General features: G+C 57.9%; 16 protein-coding genes. 15 read left to right on the plus strand and 1 reads right to left on the minus strand.

The genetic code is table 11. The features are described 5' to 3' along the window. Nucleotide 1 precedes the first annotated feature (1 nt). Complete coding sequence (gene rpoS / locus CPter91_RS11425) at nt 2–1,030, plus strand: RNA polymerase sigma factor RpoS (protein ID WP_197481566.1); 1,029 nt, start codon at nt 2–4, stop codon at nt 1,028–1,030. Nucleotides 1,031–1,152: 122 nt separating this feature from the next. Then, entirely contained in the window at nt 1,153–2,502 is a 1,350-nt protein-coding gene (gene rlmD, locus CPter91_RS11430) for a 23S rRNA (uracil(1939)-C(5))-methyltransferase RlmD (RefSeq protein WP_061940281.1), read from the plus strand. An 83-nt stretch (nt 2,503–2,585) separates the two neighbouring features. Here rlmD and CPter91_RS11435 read toward each other — a convergent pair whose 3' ends face one another. Then, a complete protein-coding gene (locus CPter91_RS11435; protein ID WP_061940283.1) occupies nt 2,586–3,281 on the minus strand; it encodes a Bax inhibitor-1/YccA family protein in 696 nt (231 codons plus the stop codon). A gap of 294 nt (nt 3,282–3,575) precedes the next feature. Between CPter91_RS11435 and ndk the strand changes: the two genes are divergently transcribed. The 13 genes from ndk to hflC all read left to right on the plus strand — a co-directional run bounded on the left by ndk (nt 3,576) and on the right by hflC (nt 16,932). Continuing rightward, entirely contained in the window at nt 3,576–3,986 is a 411-nt protein-coding gene (gene ndk / locus CPter91_RS11440; protein ID WP_061940285.1) for a nucleoside-diphosphate kinase, read from the plus strand. Nucleotides 3,987–4,109: 123 nt separating this feature from the next. Next, nucleotides 4,110–5,285: a dual-specificity RNA methyltransferase RlmN gene (rlmN, locus tag CPter91_RS11445; RefSeq protein ID WP_061940287.1), complete on the plus strand. Its 1,176-nt coding sequence runs from the start codon at nt 4,110–4,112 to the stop codon at nt 5,283–5,285. Nucleotides 5,286–5,356: 71 nt separating this feature from the next. Then, nucleotides 5,357–6,124, plus strand: coding sequence for a type IV pilus biogenesis/stability protein PilW (gene pilW, locus CPter91_RS11450; protein ID WP_061946136.1), 768 nt, complete (start codon nt 5,357–5,359; stop codon nt 6,122–6,124). Continuing rightward, on the plus strand, nt 6,117–7,109 hold the full coding sequence (locus CPter91_RS11455; protein ID WP_061940289.1) for a helix-turn-helix domain-containing protein: 993 nt from the start codon (nt 6,117–6,119) through the stop codon (nt 7,107–7,109). Before pilW ends, CPter91_RS11455 begins: the two co-directional genes overlap by 8 nt. A 19-nt stretch (nt 7,110–7,128) precedes the next feature. Beyond that, nucleotides 7,129–8,385 carry a flavodoxin-dependent (E)-4-hydroxy-3-methylbut-2-enyl-diphosphate synthase gene (gene ispG, locus CPter91_RS11460; protein ID WP_061940291.1) on the plus strand — a complete coding sequence of 419 codons (1,257 nt, stop codon included), beginning with the start codon at nt 7,129–7,131 and terminating at the stop codon, nt 8,383–8,385. A gap of 66 nt (nt 8,386–8,451) precedes the next feature. Next, nucleotides 8,452–9,849 (plus strand): histidine--tRNA ligase, encoded by a 1,398-nt coding sequence (gene hisS / locus CPter91_RS11465; protein ID WP_061940293.1) that lies wholly within the window; start codon nt 8,452–8,454, stop codon nt 9,847–9,849. Between the two features lie 20 nt (nt 9,850–9,869). Beyond that, the gene (locus CPter91_RS11470) at nt 9,870–10,520 is read left to right on the plus strand and encodes a YfgM family protein (protein WP_061940295.1); all 651 of its coding nucleotides are present in this window, start codon (nt 9,870–9,872) and stop codon (nt 10,518–10,520) included. A 20-nt stretch (nt 10,521–10,540) separates the two neighbouring features. After that, nucleotides 10,541–11,683 (plus strand): outer membrane protein assembly factor BamB, encoded by a 1,143-nt coding sequence (gene bamB, locus CPter91_RS11475; protein ID WP_082792783.1) that lies wholly within the window; start codon nt 10,541–10,543, stop codon nt 11,681–11,683. Nucleotides 11,684–11,690: 7 nt separating this feature from the next. Beyond that, nucleotides 11,691–13,037, plus strand: a complete 1,347-nt coding sequence (der, locus tag CPter91_RS11480; protein ID WP_061940299.1) for a ribosome biogenesis GTPase Der — start codon at nt 11,691–11,693, stop codon at nt 13,035–13,037. Between the two features lie 147 nt (nt 13,038–13,184). Then, a complete protein-coding gene (gene hfq, locus CPter91_RS11485) occupies nt 13,185–13,421 on the plus strand; it encodes an RNA chaperone Hfq (protein ID WP_019141241.1) in 237 nt (78 codons plus the stop codon). Between the two features lie 51 nt (nt 13,422–13,472). After that, nucleotides 13,473–14,603, plus strand: a complete 1,131-nt coding sequence (gene hflX, locus CPter91_RS11490; RefSeq protein WP_061940302.1) for a GTPase HflX — start codon at nt 13,473–13,475, stop codon at nt 14,601–14,603. 134 nt (nt 14,604–14,737) lie between these two features. Then, a complete protein-coding gene (gene hflK, locus CPter91_RS11495; RefSeq protein ID WP_061940304.1) occupies nt 14,738–16,036 on the plus strand; it encodes an FtsH protease activity modulator HflK in 1,299 nt (432 codons plus the stop codon). After that, nucleotides 16,036–16,932 (plus strand): protease modulator HflC, encoded by an 897-nt coding sequence (hflC, locus tag CPter91_RS11500; RefSeq protein ID WP_061940306.1) that lies wholly within the window; start codon nt 16,036–16,038, stop codon nt 16,930–16,932. Before hflK ends, hflC begins: the two co-directional genes overlap by 1 nt. The last annotated feature ends 30 nt before the right edge of the window (nt 16,933–16,962 follow it).

The following is a 16,962-nucleotide window of genomic DNA, read 5'->3' on the forward strand; positions in this document are numbered from 1 at the left end:
AATGAGCAAACGGCCGACTGATCATCAAGACGAAGAGCATGAGGTCTCATCGGAGCAGTTGGCCGATGATGGGCGCGATGACGACGAGATTGATGCTGTCGCCGAGCGGGATATCGACGATGAAGTAGTGGTGGACGGCGTAGTGGTGGTGGTCGATGGCGTCGAGGAGCTGAAGAAGGTCCTGGCGGCGGAACTGTCGACCGACACCACCCAGCACTACCTGAACCAGATCGGCACCAGGCCGTTGCTGACGGTGACTGAAGAAGTGCATTTCGCCACCTTGGCCAAGCAGGGCAATTTCGACGCCCGGCAGAAAATGATCGAACACAATTTGCGGCTGGTGGTATCGATCGCCAAACACTATATCAACCGCGGCGTCGCGCTGCTCGACCTGATCGAGGAAGGCAATCTCGGCCTGATGCGGGCGATCGACAAGTTCGAGCCGGAACGCGGCTTCCGTTTCTCTACCTATGCCACCTGGTGGATACGGCAAAGCATCGAGCGCGCCATCATGAACCAGGCGCGCACGGTGCGTCTGCCGGTGCATATGGTGCGCGAACTGAACCAGATCCTGCGCGCCAAGTATCACCTGGAAGCCCAGCATCACGACGGCAAGGACGCCAGCGCCGAAGACATTGCCCATCTGGTGGACCGCCCGGTGGAAGACGTGCAAGATGTGCTGGCGCTGTCCGAACACGCGGCTTCGCTCGATGCGCCGCTGGACCAGGATCCGCTGGCCAGCCTGATGGACTTGCTGCCCAGTGCCACTGAAGAAAATCCCGACTCCCGCGCCGAACAGCAGGAAACATCGATCCTGGTGCGGGTCTGGTTGGAAAAGCTGACCGATAAGCAGCGCAATGTGATCATGCGTCGCTTCGGCCTGGATAACGACGATCCGTCCACCCTGGAAGAGCTGGCCGCCGAAATCGGCGTCACGCGCGAGCGGGTGCGGCAGATCCAGCAAGAGGCCTTGCTCAAGCTGAAACGCTTGCTGGGCGCCAAGGGGGTTGGCAAGGATTCATTCCTTTAGGCCACCGCATCTGCGGGCATTGCGCTAAGCTGCCCTCAGCGGCCTTGCATGGCGCTATAATCTCGGGCTGATTTCATTCCATTTTCCAGGTTGCCGCATGCGGCGGCCTGCAACTGCTTCCTATGCAACAAGACATTATCGATATCAAATCCCTCGACATGGATGCGCGCGGGATCGGCCATTTGCAAAATGAAGACGGCAGCCAGGGCAAGGTGATCTTTGTCGAAGGCGCCTTGCCGGGCGAGCGCGTCAGTTTCCTGTCGTATCGCAAGAAGGCCAAATGGGAAGCGGCCAGCATGACCGCTTTGCATAAAGAGTCGGTGCTGCGGGTCAAGCCGCATTGCGCCGTGTTCGGCATTTGCGGCGGCTGTGCCATGCAGCACTTGGAGCCATCGGCGCAAGTGGCGATTAAGCAGCGCGTGCTGGAAGATAATTTGTGGCATATCGGCAAGGTCAAGGCAGAATCCATGCTGCGCCCGATCTACGGGCCGACCTGGGGCTACCGCTATCGTGCCCGTATTTCGGTGCGCAATGTGCCTAAAAAGGGCGGGGTGCTGGTCGGCTTCCATGAGCGGAAATCTTCCTTCATCACCGACATGAAAGAATGCGAGATCCTGCCGGCGAACGTCTCGGCGATGCTGGTGCCGTTGCGCCATCTGATCGCTTCGCTAAGCCTGATCGACCATATTCCGCAGATCGAACTGGCGGTCGGCGAGGGCCCGCAAGGCAAGGTGACGGCGCTGGTGTTGCGCATCATGGCGGCCTTGAGCGCCGATGACGAAGTCAAGCTGAAGGCGTTTGCGGATGAATACCAGGTCAACTGGTGGTTGCAGACTGCAGGGCCGGACAGCGCCTATCCCTTCTATCCGGCGGACGGCGAGCTGTACTACACCTTGCCGGAATTCGGCGTGCGGATGCCGTTCAAGCCGACCGATTTCACGCAAGTGAACCATCAGATCAACCGGGTGCTGGTGGCGCGCGCCTTGCGCTTGCTGGATATGCAGCCGCAAGACCGCGTAGCCGACCTGTTCTGCGGCCTGGGAAATTTCACCTTGCCGCTGGCTACGCAGGTACGCGAAGTGGTCGGCATCGAAGGCAGCCAGGCCTTGATCAACCGTGCCGGCGAAAATGCCGCAGTCAATCAACTGGCCGACAAGACCACGCTCTACTGCCGTAACCTGTTCGAGGCGACTGCCGAGGATTTCATTGCTTTGGGTAAATTCGAGCGCATGCTGATCGATCCGCCGCGCGATGGCGCAGCCGCTGTTTGCGAAGCGATTGTCGGGCTGGCGGCGATTGACAAGAGCTTCATGCCGCAGCGGATCGTCTACGTCTCGTGCAATCCCTCAACCCTGGCGCGCGACGCCGGCTTGCTGACCGCGGGCGGCTATCGCCTGAGCCAGGCCGGGGTGGTGAACATGTTCCCGCATACTGCGCACGTGGAGTCGATTGCAGTATTTGACCTGGCGTAATGCTTTGATGTGATCTTGTTTCACAGTCCATGAAAAAAACCGGCCCTGGAGCCGGTTTTTTGATTTCTTGCCTGAGGTTTTTCTTAATTCCGGTTGCCGCCGAAGATGCCCAGCAGGGACAGCAGGTTGACAAAGATGTTGTAGACATCCAGGTACAAGCTCAATGTTGCTGAAATGTAATTTGTTTCGCCGCCATTGATGATGCGCTGCACGTCATACAGGATGTAGGCCGAGAAAATCGTGATCGCGATCACCGATACCGCCAGGTAGAGCGCGGGAATCTGCAGGAAGACATTGGCCAGCGAGGCCAGCAGCAGCACCACGACGCCAGCGAACAGCCATTTGCCCATGTTCGAGAAATCGCGCTTGCTGACCGTGGCAATACTTGCCATGACGACAAATACGCTGGCGGTACCGCCGAAGGCCATCATGATCAGGCTGGCGCCGTTGGAGAAGCCGACCAGCGTATGGCCGATCAGGCGTGACAGCATCAGGCCCATGAAGAAGGTGAAGCCTAGCAGCAACAATACGCCCCAGCCGCTGTTCTTGGTCTTTTCAATTGCATAGAAGAAACCAAATGCGACCGCCATGAACGCCATGAAGCCGATCAGCGGGCTGTTGCGGAAGAAGCTGAAATCCATCTGTACCCCAAGCCAGGCGCCGGCAATCGTCGGCAGCATGGACAGCGCCAGCAGCCAGTACGTATTGCGCAGCACGCGATGTTGCGCGCTGAGTGCGGTGCTGCCTGGTGAGTAGGTTGGTTGCAGGTTTGGGTTCATTCAGGACTCCTTTGGAAATTGCAAAAGTATTAAACTGTTGCGATCATAGCACTTGCTAACGACATCTTTACATCAGACAGTAAACCGGCAAAGTGGTTCTCGACGGGTTCCGGATCGCTTGCCGAGCGCATTTTAGCGCTTTTGCAGGGTAATCCCCTTGCGTTTTGGCTAGTTTTGACGATTCTATACGGGTGTTTCGTGTTAAAATCAAAGGTTGATTGAACTATTGGCCAGTCACTCATTTAATGCTTTCATAAAGCACCTTAACCCTTTCTTTCTATTGGAGTTTTTCAGATGGCAATTGAACGCACCCTGTCGATTATCAAACCAGACGCAGTTGCAAAAAACGTAATCGGTCAAATCTACACACGTTTTGAAAACGCTGGCTTGAAGATCGTTGCTGCCCGCATGACGCACCTGACACGCGCTGAAGCCGAAGGCTTCTACGCTGTGCACAGCGAGCGTCCTTTCTTCAAGGACCTGGTTGATTTCATGATCTCCGGTCCAGTCATGATCCAGGCTCTGGAAGGCGAAAACGCCGTGTTGAAGCACCGCGACCTGATGGGCGCAACCGATCCTAAGAAGGCAGAAAAAGGCACGATCCGCGCCGATTTCGCTGACTCGATCGATGCGAACGCAGTGCACGGTTCGGACGCAGTGGAAGCCGGCAAGGTTGAAATCGCTTATTTCTTCCCAACGGTCTAAGCTGAATTAAAGTTGTTTTGTTGTAGTTGTAGGGTGGGCATGCAATGCCCACGCGGATGCGATGACGAACCGGCTGCGTGGGCACCTTGTGCCCACCCTACGATATAGAAAACTGGAAATGCCATGACGACTCTCACCAACCTGCTGGATCTGGATCCCGCACAACTGACCGCCTATTGCGGCGAGTTGGGGGAGAAGCCATTCCGCGCCAAACAATTATTGCGCTGGATTCATCAATTCGGCGCGCACGATTTCGATGCAATGACCGATCTGGCCAAATCATTGCGTGACAAGCTGGCGACCCGGGCGATGATCGCCGCGCCTGCCGTGATCAGCGATCACACCTCGACCGACGGCACCCGCAAGTGGCTGCTCGACGTCGGCCAGGGCAATGCGGTGGAGACGGTGTTCATCCCCGAAGAAAACCGCGGTACCTTGTGTATTTCGACCCAGGCCGGCTGTGCTGTCAACTGCCGTTTTTGTTCTACCGGCAAGCAAGGCTTCAGCCGCAACCTGACCGTCGGTGAAATCATCGGCCAGTTGTGGATGGCTGAATTTGAGCTGCGCAAATCCAAAGGCGTCGAGCCCGGCCATAAAGGCGAGCGCCAGATCACCAACGTGGTGATGATGGGCATGGGCGAGCCTTTGCTGAACTATGAGCCGACAGTGACGGCGCTCAAGCTGATGCTGGACGATAACGCCTATGGCCTGTCGCGCCGCCGCGTGACGCTGTCCACCAGCGGCGTGGTGCCGATGATCGACAAGCTGTCGCAGGATTGCGCGGTGGCGATGGCGGTATCGTTGCATGCCTCCAACGATACCTTGCGCGACGGCCTGGTGCCGCTCAACAAGAAATACCCCTTGCGCGAACTGATGGCGGCCTGCAAGCGCTATCTGGAATTCGCGCCGCGCGATTTCATCACGTTTGAATACTGCATGCTGGATGACGTCAACGATACCGACGCCCACGCGCGCGAACTGATCGCCCTGGTGCAGGGCCACGGCGGCGGTCCAGTGGTGCCATGCAAATTCAACCTGATTCCGTTTAACCCTTTCCCCGAGTCGGGCCTGAAGCGCTCGAATAATCCCCGGATCAAGGCCTTTGCCCAGATCCTGATGGATGCCGGCATTGTCACCACGGTGCGCAAGACGCGCGGCGACGATATCGATGCCGCCTGCGGCCAGCTGGCAGGGGAAGTGCAAGACCGTACTCGCGTGCAGGAACGCATGCAGAAAATGACCGAATATCAGCAGAAATTCGGGAAGAACTTTGGCCGCATCATCGAGGTGTCTGAGTGACAGATCAAGTGAGCAGCAAACTGGGTAGCTGGAGTGGCCGTATCGTGTTTGCTGCGACGGCCTTGTCATTGATGGCCGGCCTGAGCGGCTGCGCCAACCCGCCTGTGAGTAGCGACCAGCAGAGCGGGTCCACCCGCGAGCTGGCGACCAGCTCTGACCAGACCGAGGCGCAACGCCGTGCCGGCATCCGCTTGCAGCTGGCGGTCGGCTATTACGAGCAGCGCCAGCTGGAAGTAGCGCTGGACGAGATCAAGCAGGCGCTGGCCGCCGATCCCGAAATGGCCGATGCCTACAGCGTGCGCGGCCTGATCTATATGGATATGGGCGAGAACCGGCTGGCCGACGAAAATTTCCAGCGCGCCCTGCGGCTGGATCCGAACAATCCGGATTTTGCCAACAATTATGGCTGGTTCCTATGCCAGAACGGCCGCGTCAAGGAATCGATTCCGCATTTCCAGACCGCCTTGAAGAGCCGTACTTACCAGTCGCCGGCCAAGGCGCTGACCAACGCCGGTGTCTGCAGTCTGAAATTGAACGATACGGCGGCGGCAGAGCGTTATCTGCTGCAGGCCTTCCAGTTTGATGCCAGCAATCCGCTGACCAACGCCAAGCTGGCGCAACTGGAATACGATCGCAACGATTATGAGCGGGCCCGGTTTTATATCGGACTCGTATTGAAAACAGATGTGCAGAATGCAGAAGCATTATGGACAGCAATCAAAGTGGAGCGCAAGTTGGGTGACACAGCTGCAGAAGCAAGTTTGGTGACGCAATTACGCCGTCGTTTTGCCGGCTCCCCGGAATTCGCAGCTTATCAGCGCGGAGCGTTCAATGAGTGAGCCGGAACAGTTGAGACCGACTGCTGTCGACGAAGTGCTTGATTTCGCCAATGCAGCTGAGCAGGCGCCGAGCACCGTCGGCCGGGCCACGCTCGGCAGCCAGCTGGCCGCCAAGCGCGAGCAGCTTGGCTGGGCGGTGGCGGAAGTCGCCAGCCATCTGAAGCTGGCGCCGCGCCAGATCGAAGCAATGGAAGCCGACAACTACGCCGCCTTGCCGACCATGGTGATGACGCGCGGCTTTATTCGTTCCTATGCCAAATTGCTGGACCTGGACGTGAGCGATGCCTTGGCCGCGATTTCGCCGGCAGCGGCAGCGCAGCCGGTGCGCGCGAGCACGCATGGCCAGCTGTCTACACCCTTTTCGGAATCCCGTTTCAGTTTGATGGGGCGCAATAAGTTTGCCTATAAATGGCTGGTCGTGCTGGCGGTGCTGTTGTTGCTGCTGGCCGTGGCGATACGGCTTGATGTGCTGCCGGTGCTGCAGAATACCTTGCAATCGCTGACCGAAAAATCTGCCAGGTCGGCGACTGCTGCCAGCGAAGAAGCTGCCGCTGCCGCATCCACTGGCACGGATACCCAGGCCGCCGACAAAGAAGCGAATGCAGCCTTGACGGCTGCGCCTGCCGCCGCTGCAGCCGATGGCGCAGCAGTGACCGGCGCCGGCGTCAATGCGGCGGTAACTGCCCCGGTTGCGGCCAATGCCGCGCCAGTGGCAGGCAAGTCCGCCGTCAACCCGGCAACGGCCGGCGGCGGTGAATTGAGCTTGAACTTCCGCCAGGATTCGTGGGTCGATGTCAAGCGCGCTGACAACACCGTGCTGATTTCGCGCCTGGTGAAGGCCGGCAGCACGGAAACGGTAGACATGTCGCAGCCGGTCAGCATCATCATCGGCAATATCGCCGGGGTTGACGCCACCTTGCGCGGCGCGCCGCTGGACCTGAAAGCCGGGTCCAAGACCAATGTCGCCAGACTGAACTTGAAATAAGCTTGAAAGAGAGACGTTCATGAATCTTCCGATCGGCTCAGGCCCCAGCGTACGACGTCTTAGCCGCGGCGCGGTGATCAGCTACGGCGAGCGCAAGATCGTGGTGGGCGGCGGCGCACCGGTAGTGGTGCAGTCGATGACCAATACCGATACCGCCGACGCTATCGGCACCGCGATCCAGGTCAAGGACCTGGCGCGCGCCGGTTCCGAACTGGTGCGGATTACTGTGAATAATCCGGAGGCGGCGGCGGCAGTGCCGGCGATCCGCGAGCAGTTGGACAAGATGGGCATCGATGTGCCGCTGGTGGGGGACTTCCATTACAACGGCCATACTTTGCTGAACGATTATCCTGAGTGCGCTCAGGCTTTGTCGAAATATCGCATCAACCCGGGCAATGTGGGCAAGGGCGCCAAGCGCGATACCCAGTTTGCCCAGATGATCGAAGCTGCCTGCAAGTACGACAAGCCGGTGCGTATCGGCGTCAACTGGGGCAGTCTAGATCAGGCGCTGCTGGCGCGCATCATGGACGAGAACGCGGCACGCAGCCAGCCATGGCCGGCGCAGGCGGTGATGTACGAAGCGCTGGTGACCTCGGCCATTGAAAATGCGCAGAGAGCGGAAGAGCTGGGCCTGGCCGCCGACCGGATTATCCTGTCATGCAAGGTGTCCGGCGTGCAGGACCTGATTGCGGTGTATCGGGAACTGGCACGCCGCTGCGACTATCCGCTGCACCTCGGATTGACCGAAGCTGGCATGGGCAGTAAAGGCATCGTCGCCTCGACTGCGGCCTTGTCGGTGCTGCTGCAGGAAGGCATAGGCGATACCATCCGCATTTCGCTGACGCCGGAACCGGGCGGCGACCGCACGCGCGAAGTGATCGTCGGCCAGGAAATCCTGCAGACCATGGGCTTGCGCAAGTTTGCGCCGATGGTGATTGCCTGTCCTGGTTGCGGTCGCACCACGTCGACTGTGTTCCAAGACCTGGCCGACAAGATCCAGACCTATCTGCGCGATCAGATGCCAGTCTGGAAAAAAGCCTATCCGGGTGTGGAAGGCATGAATGTGGCTGTCATGGGTTGTATCGTGAATGGCCCTGGCGAATCCAAGCATGCGAATATCGGCATCAGCTTGCCGGGCACCGGCGAATCGCCTGCGGCGCCGGTATTCATCGATGGCGAGAAGAAGCTGACGCTGCGTGGCGAGCGGATTGCCGAAGAATTCCAGGCAGTCGTGCTGGATTATGTGAAGAGCCATTACGGCCAGCCGGCCGCCTGAGCAACATAAGAACAATGACGAAAAACTGATCAATGTGATTGATCACTACAAGTGAATTGAAAAAGAATGTCAGAAAATAAGAAAGCCGAAAAAATCGTCGGCGTAAAAGGAATGAACGATATCCTGCCGGCCGATGCGGCCTTGTGGGAATTGTTTGAAAACACGGTTGAATCGGTGCTGAAGAGCTACGGCTTCCAGAAGATACGCACGCCTATCGTCGAGCCGACTGCCTTGTTTGCGCGCGGCCTCGGTGCGGTCACCGATATCGTTGAAAAGGAAATGTACTCCTTCACCGATTCGATGAACGGCGACAACCTGACCCTGCGTCCGGAAAGCACCGCCGGCGTGGTGCGCGCGGCGATCGAACATAACCTGACCTATGACGGTCCTAAGCGGCTCTGGTATAACGGCCCGATGTTCCGCCACGAGCGGCCGCAGCGCGGACGCTATCGCCAGTTCCACCAGGTCGGCGCCGAAGCGCTGGGCTTTACCGGCCCGGATATCGATGCCGAGCTGATCATGATGTGCCAACGGCTCTGGGACGACCTCGGCCTGCAGGATGTCAAGCTGCAGCTGAACTCGATCGGCGACGCGGAAGAGCGTAATCGCCACCGCGCTGACCTGATCGCTTACTTTGAGCAGCATCAGGAACTGCTGGACGCCGATGCACAGCGCCGTTTGCATACCAATCCGCTGCGTATCCTGGACACCAAGAATCCGGCGATGCAGGAAATGGTTAACGCTGCGCCGCAGCTGTTGTCCTACCTGGGCGCGGAATCGCTGGCGCACTTCGAAGGCGTGCAAAAGATCCTGAACCACAACAATATTCCGTTCACCATCAATCCACGCCTGGTGCGCGGCATGGACTACTACAACCGCACCGTGTTCGAGTGGGTCACCGACCAGCTCGGTTCGCAAGGCACGGTCTGTGGTGGCGGCCGCTACGATCCGCTGGTGGAAATGTTCGGCGGCAAGCCGACTCCGGCCTGCGGTTTTGCCATGGGCGTGGAGCGCTTGCTGGAGCTGATGCGCGCCAATGGCGAACAGGCGCAACGTAATGAATGCGACGTCTATCTGGTGCACCAGGGCGAGGCGGCGCAGCTGCAATCGTTCGTGCTGGCAGAGCGTTTGCGCAATGCCGGGCTGGATGTTGTGCTACATTGCGCTTCGTCCAATGCCGGCGGCAGTTTCAAGTCACAGATGAAGCGGGCCGATGCCAGCGGTGCGGCATACGCCATCATCATCGGTGACGATGAAGTCGCCAACCATACCGCGACTGTCAAGACCTTGCGTGCCGACAGTGGCGCAGGGCATGATCATGCGGCCGATGGCGAAAAAGCGAGCGGCGGCAATCAAAGTGTCGTACCTTTCGATGCGGTAAGCGATTATCTGGTTGATCAGATCGTCGGAGCAGGTGACGACCATGGTCACGACCATGGCGATCACGTTCATTATCATCACTAAAATCAACAACTAAAAAACATATGGCATTCGATCTCGACGAACAGGAACAACTGGCAACGCTCAAGAATTGGTGGGAAAAGTACGGCAATCTGACCACCTGGGTGCTGATTATCGCGCTGGCGGCGTATGCCGGCTGGTCCGGCTGGAATTACTATCAGCGCAGTCAAGCCTTGCAGGCTTCGCAGCTCTACGACGAGCAGCAAAAAGCCGTGACGGCGAAAGACAACGCCAAGGTGCAGCGCGCCGCGGCCGATATCCAGCAGAAGTTCGGCAGCACCGCCTATGCCGGCATGGCCGCCATGGCGGCCGCCAAGACGGCGTTCGACGCCAACGATCTGAACGCCGCCAAGGATCAGCTGCAATGGGTGGTCGACCACGGCCACGATGCCGATTACAAAGCCTTGGCCCGCATCCGCCTGGCCGGCATCTTGCTGGACCAGAAGGCTTATGACGACGGCTTGAAAGTGCTGGCCGCCGACTTGCCTGCGCCTTTCGCCAGCGCTGCCGCTGACCGCAAGGGCGACATCCTGGTCGCGCAGAACAAGCTGGACGAAGCGCGCGCCGCTTACCAGCTGGCCTTGGACAAGATGGATAGCAAGAATCCCGGCAAGCAATTGATTCAATTGAAACTGGATGCGATTGGCGGAGCTCCAGCCAAAGCTGCAGCCTGATAATTCGAAAAAGGAAGAATATGCGTGTTATGACTATGCGAGCGGTTGCCTGTGCCGGCGCTCTGCTGATATTGGGCGGTTGTTCATTGTTCAGCGGCAAGGCGCCAAGTAATCCGCCGGCCCCTCTGGTCGAGTTTACGCAAAGCCTGAAAGTGCATCCAGCCTGGACGCAATCGATAGGCAGCGCTTCCATCTTTACTTTCTCGCCGGCGGTTGGCGGCGACAGCGTGTACGCAGCGGCGACTGACGGCACTATCGCCCGCGTCAACGCCACTACCGGCGCGCTGGCCTGGAAGATCAACGCCGGCAGCAAGCTGACCGGCGGCGTCGGCACCGACGGCACCACCGTCGCCGTGGCCGGCGACAAGGGCATGCTGCTGGCGTTCGATACTGCAGGCAAGAAACGCTGGCAGGCACAAGCCAGCAGCGAAATCCTGTCGGCGCCGGCGGTTGGCCAGGGACTGGTGATCGTCCGCAGCCAGGATAACCGTATCGCCGCATACGATGCCGAAACCGGCGAACGCCGCTGGGTCGTGTTGCGCACCTTGCCGCCGCTGACCTTACGCTCGGCGCCTGGCATCCTGGTTGTTCCACAGGCAACATTCCTGTCCTTGCCGGGCGGCCGCCTGGCAGCCTTGAACCTGACCAATGGCGGTCCATGGTGGGAAATGGCGATTGGCGATCCGCGCGGCACTACCGAGCTGGAGCGGGTAGCAGATGCTGCCGGCATGCCGGTGATCGTCGGCCGCGAAGTCTGCGCCGTCGCCTATCAGGGCCGAGTCGGTTGTTTTGATGCCGGCAGCGGTACAGCGCACTGGGTCAAGCCGTTTTCCAGCGATGTCGGCGTCGGCAGCGACGGCCACAATATCTATGCCGCTGACGAGCGTGGTGCAATCTCGGCCTTCACTTTGGACAGCGGTACGGTAGTATGGCAGAACAAGCAGTTGGCCAATCGTGTCCTGACTACTCCGGTAGTATTGGGCAATACAGTGGTTGTCGGCGACTATGAAGGGTATATTCACTTCTTGTCGCGTGAAGACGGCGCACTGAAAGCACGGATCCGTGCAGATAGCAGCGCAGTACTGCCGAACCCGGTGGTAGCTGGCTCTAATGTGATTTTTCAAACCAAAGCAGGAACATTGATCGCTATTGCGACAGAGTAAGATTTTAATGAAGCCAGTAATAGCACTTGTAGGACGTCCCAATGTCGGCAAATCGACGTTATTTAATCGCCTGACGCGTTCCCGTGACGCGTTGGTCGCCGATTTGCCCGGCCTGACTCGCGATCGCCATTATGGCGAAGGGCGGGTCGGCGAGCGGCCATTCCTGGTGATTGATACTGGCGGTTTCGAGCCGGTGGCCAAAGAAGGCATCATGCACGAAATGGCCAAGCAGACCAAGCAGGCCGTGGCGGAAGCCGATGTCGTGATTTTTATCGTCGACGGCCGCCAGGGCCTGACACCGCACGACAAGACCATCACCGACTTCCTGCGCAAGTCGGGCCGCTCGGTGATGCTGGTGGTGAATAAGTCGGAAGGCATGAAGTACACTTCGGTCACCGCCGAATTCTACGAACTCGGCATGGGCGATCCTTACGTGATCTCGGCCGCGCACGGCGATGGCGTCACCGACCTGGTGGAAGAATCGCTCGACCTGGCGTTCGCCCAGCGTCCGCCGGAAGTGGAAGAGCCGGAAGGCAAGGAAGACCGCGGCATCAAGATCGCCATCGTCGGCCGGCCGAATGTCGGCAAATCGACCCTGGTCAACACTTTGCTAGGCGAAGAGCGCGTGATTGCGTTCGACATGCCTGGCACCACCCGCGATTCGATCGAGATCCCTTTCGAGCGCGACGGCAAGAAATACACCTTGATCGACACCGCCGGTATCCGGCGCCGCGGCAAGGTGTTTGAGGCCATCGAGAAGTTTTCGGTGGTCAAGACCTTGCAATCGATTTCGGAAGCCAATGTGGTCCTGCTGCTGCTGGATGCCCAGCAGGATATCTCCGAGCAGGACGCGCACATCGCCGGCTTCGTGCTGGAAACCGGCCGCGCGCTGGTGGTTGGCGTCAACAAGTGGGATGGCCTGACCAGCGACCGTCGCGATGAAATCAAGATGGACATGGACCGCAAGTTGAATTTCCTGTCGTTTGCGAAATTTCACTTCATTTCTGCATTGAAGTCGACCGGCATTACGCCGTTGATGAAATCCATCGATTCCGCCTACGCGGCAGCGATGTCCAACCTGACCACGCCAAAACTGACGCGTGCCCTGATCGAGGCGGTAGAGCATCAGCAACCGCGGCGTAAGGGTTCGATCCGTCCGAAGCTGCGCTATGCCCACCAGGGCGGCATGAATCCGCCTATCGTCGTCATCCACGGCAATGCCTTGGAGTCGATCGAAGATAACTATAAGCGTTATCTGGAAAAACATTTCCGCGAAACTTTTTCGCTGGTTGGGACTCCATTACGTATCGAATTCAGATCTAGCCGAAATCCATACGCGCGCCAGGAAAAATAATCTTTTAAAAATACTTTTTTCTAAGCAGTAAATCTGAAAATCGTTTACATTCGTAAAACACCCACCGAGTCATTCACTTAGAATCATATTGGTTCTAACATGCATTTTGCATTTGACTTCTAATCACAACAACACAGTGGAGTAGCCATGAGTAATAAAGGGCAATTGTTACAAGACCCGTTTTTGAACGCCTTGCGTAAAGAGCATGTTCCGGTTTCTATCTATCTGGTCAACGGCATCAAGCTGCAGGGCCATATCGAATCCTTCGACCAATACGTCGTTTTACTGCGTAATACCGTTACCCAAATGGTATACAAGCACGCCATCTCAACCGTCGTTCCTGCACGCGCTGTCAATCTGAATCTTGAATCTGAAGCAGAATAACCATTTGCCGGCCGCTTTGTCACAGAGCGGGGCGGCTACTCGATTGTTCCTATGCGCGCAGCGCTAGTCGGAGTGGACTTCGGCAAAGGCGACTTTGCCGCGAGTCTTGAAGAGCTCTCCTTGCTGGCCAAGTCTGCCGGCGCGCAGCCGTTTGTCACCATCACCGGCAAGCGCAGCAGCCCGGACGCCGCCTTGTTTGTCGGTTCCGGCAAGGCACAGGAAATCGCCGACGCCGTGTTTGATGACGAACTTGAAATCGTCATTTTCAATCATGCCCTGTCGCCCGCGCAGCAGCGCAATCTTGAGCGCGTACTCAAAGTAAGAGTCCTGGACCGGACCAGTCTGATCCTCGATATCTTTGCCCAAAGAGCCAAAAGCCATGAAGGTAAAGTGCAGGTTGAGCTTGCGCAACTGCAGCATCTGGCGACGCGCCTGATCCGCGGCTGGACTCACTTGGAACGGCAAAAGGGCGGTATCGGCCTGCGCGGTCCCGGTGAAACGCAGCTCGAGACCGACCGCCGCCTGCTGGGCGACCGGGTCAAGGCCTTGCGCGCACGGCTGGACAAGCTGCACAAGCAGCATGCAACGCAAAGGCGAGCACGCGGCCGCAGCGCGACGGTATCGATTTCTCTAGTGGGCTACACCAACGCCGGCAAGTCGACTTTGTTCAATGCGCTGGCCAAGGCCGGCGTGTATGCAGCGGATCAACTGTTTGCAACGCTGGACACCACGTCCCGGCGGGTGTATCTGGGCGAGGCGGGCAGTGTGGTGATTTCCGATACGGTCGGCTTCATTCGTGAACTGCCGCATCAGCTGGTGGCGGCATTCCGCGCTACCCTGGAGGAAACCATCCATGCCGATCTGCTGCTGCATGTGGTCGATGCGGCAAGTCCGGCGCGCATGGAGCAGATCGAGCAAGTTAACCTGGTGTTGAAGGAAATCGGCGCCGATCATATTCCGCAGATTCTGGTGTGGAACAAGATTGATGCAGCGGAACTGGCGCCTTCGATCGAGCGTGATGAGTATGATAAAATTCAGCGAGTTTTTATCAGCGCGCAAAAGGGCATAGGACTGGATTTGTTACGCCAGGCCATTACAGAATTTGTTGTCCAGGCACCAACAGCAACGGCCTATCCGGCGCCGGCTGCGGATCTTGAGAATAACCACATTAAACAAGTGTGAAGCAGTTTTAAACAAATTCTTACAAGTTCTTATAGGGCAACGGTAACAGGCCACTGTAAGCGAGCAATGTTGACCAAGCGCCTCTCACGAGCATTCCAACCTATTTGTTTTATTTACTTAAAGATAACGATCGAATGCTTGGTACCCTATTCAAAAAACTTGGTGTGAAATTTTCGCTGAACGACCCGCAATGGGGCCGGAATTCGCAAAATGACAACAAGCAAAACAACGACGGCAAGAAGCCAAACAATGGCGGCCCGCCGGACCTGGACAAGCTGTGGCAGGACTTTAACCAGCGCCTGACGCGCCTGCTTGGCAACAAGAGCGGCGGTGGCGGCGATTCCAGCGGCGGCGGCTTCAATCCAGGCATGAAGGGCGCCGGCGTCGGCGTCGGTGCGATTGCCGTGGTAGTGGTCCTGCTGTGGCTGGCCAGCGGTTTCTTTACCGTGCAGGAAGGCCAGACCGGCGTTGTGATGACATTCGGTAAATACAGCCATTCGACCACGCCGGGCTTCAACTGGCGCTGGCCTTACCCTATCCAGAGCCACGAAATCGTCAACGTTTCCCAGGTGCGCACGGTGGAAGTGGGCTATCGCGCCAGCGCCAAGAACAAGCAGCCGAAAGAAGCCCTGATGCTGACCGATGATGAAAACATCATCGACATCCAGTTTGCCGTGCAGTACACGCTGAAAAGCGCTTCCGACTGGGTTTTCAACGTGCGCGATCCGGAAGAGACCGTACGCCAGGTAGCGGAAACCGCGATCCGCGAAGTCGTCGGCAAGAGCAAGATGGATTTTGTGCTGTACGAAGGCCGCGAGAAAGTCGCGCTGGACACCAGCCAGCTGATGCAGCAGATCCTGGACCGCTATAAGGTCGGCGTGCAGATCACCAATGTCACCATGCAAGGCGTACAGCCGCCGGAGCAGGTGCAGGCGGCGTTCGACGATGCAGTCAAAGCCAGCCAGGACCGTGAGCGTCAAAAGAATGAAGGCCAGGCCTACGCCAACGACGTGATTCCGAAAGCACGCGGTGCAGCATCGCGTTTGTTGCAGGAAGCCGAAGCCTACAGCGCACGGGTGACTGCCAATGCGGAAGGCGATGCTTCACGCTTCAAGCAGGTTCTGACGGAATACCAGAAAGCACCGGCAGTGACACGCGACCGGATGTACCTGGACACCATGCAACAGATTTTTGCGAATACGACAAAAGTAATGGTTGATGCTAAAAGCGGGAGTAATTTATTGTATTTGCCATTGGATAAACTGATTTCGCAGTCAGTGTCTGGCGCCGCACCGGCCGCCAGCGCAGCCAGCAGCACCGGCACGATTCCGTCGACAGTGATGAAGGACGGCGCCAGCACGGTAGAGCAGCGGCCGCAGCCGGATGATCGCTCGCGCGATAGCCGCGACTCCCGCGATCGGGAGGGCCGATAATGAATCGCCTTATCTCATTGCTGGTATGTATCTTCCTGGCGCTTTGGCTGATGTTTTCGACCATCTTTATCGTCGACCAGCGCCAGTACGCGATCCTGTTTGCCTTCGGCGAAGTCAAGCAGGTGATCAACGAGCCTGGCTTGCATTTCAAGTTGCCGCCGCCGTTCCAGAACGTGTTGTTCCTGGATAAGCGCATCCTGACCATCGATCCGCCGGATACCGACCGTTTCATCACGGCCGAGAAGATGAACATCCTGATCGACGCCTTTGTAAAATGGCGAATTACCGATCCGAAACTGTACTTCGTCAGTTTCGGCGGCGATGAAAAGCGCGCGCAGGACCGTATGTCGCAAATCGTCAAGGCAGCCCTGAACGATGAAATCACCAAGCGCACCGTGCGCGAAGTGATTTCCGGCCAGCGCGGCAAGGTCATGGATTCGATCCGCAGCAAGGTGGCGGAAGAAGCCAAGCAGATCGGCGTCGATATCATCGATGTGCGCCTCAAGCGCGTGGACTATGTCGACCAGATCAATGCGTCGGTGTATGACCGCATGAAGTCTGAGCGTTTGCGGGTCGCCAATGAATTGCGTTCCACCGGTTCTGCCGATTCGGAAAAGATTCGCGCCGATGCCGACAAGCAGCGTACGGTGATTCTGGCGGAAGCTTATCGCGATGCTGAAAAGATGCGCGGCGAGGGCGACGCCAAGGCTTCGCAGATCTATGCCCAGGCATTTGGCCAGAATCCGGAGTTCTACAAGTTCTACCGCAGCCTTGAAGCGTATCGCGCCAGCTTCAAGACCCGCCAGGACTTGATGGTGATTGATCCGAATTCGGAATTCTTTAAATATTTCCGCAGTCCGGCCGGTGGTGGAGCAGCAGCGCCAGCCAAAAAGTAAGCCAGCCACTGTCGGAATAAGGGCCCGTTA

Source organism: Collimonas pratensis, assembly GCF_001584185.1.
Taxonomy (GTDB): Bacteria; Pseudomonadota; Gammaproteobacteria; order Burkholderiales; family Burkholderiaceae_D; genus Collimonas; species Collimonas pratensis.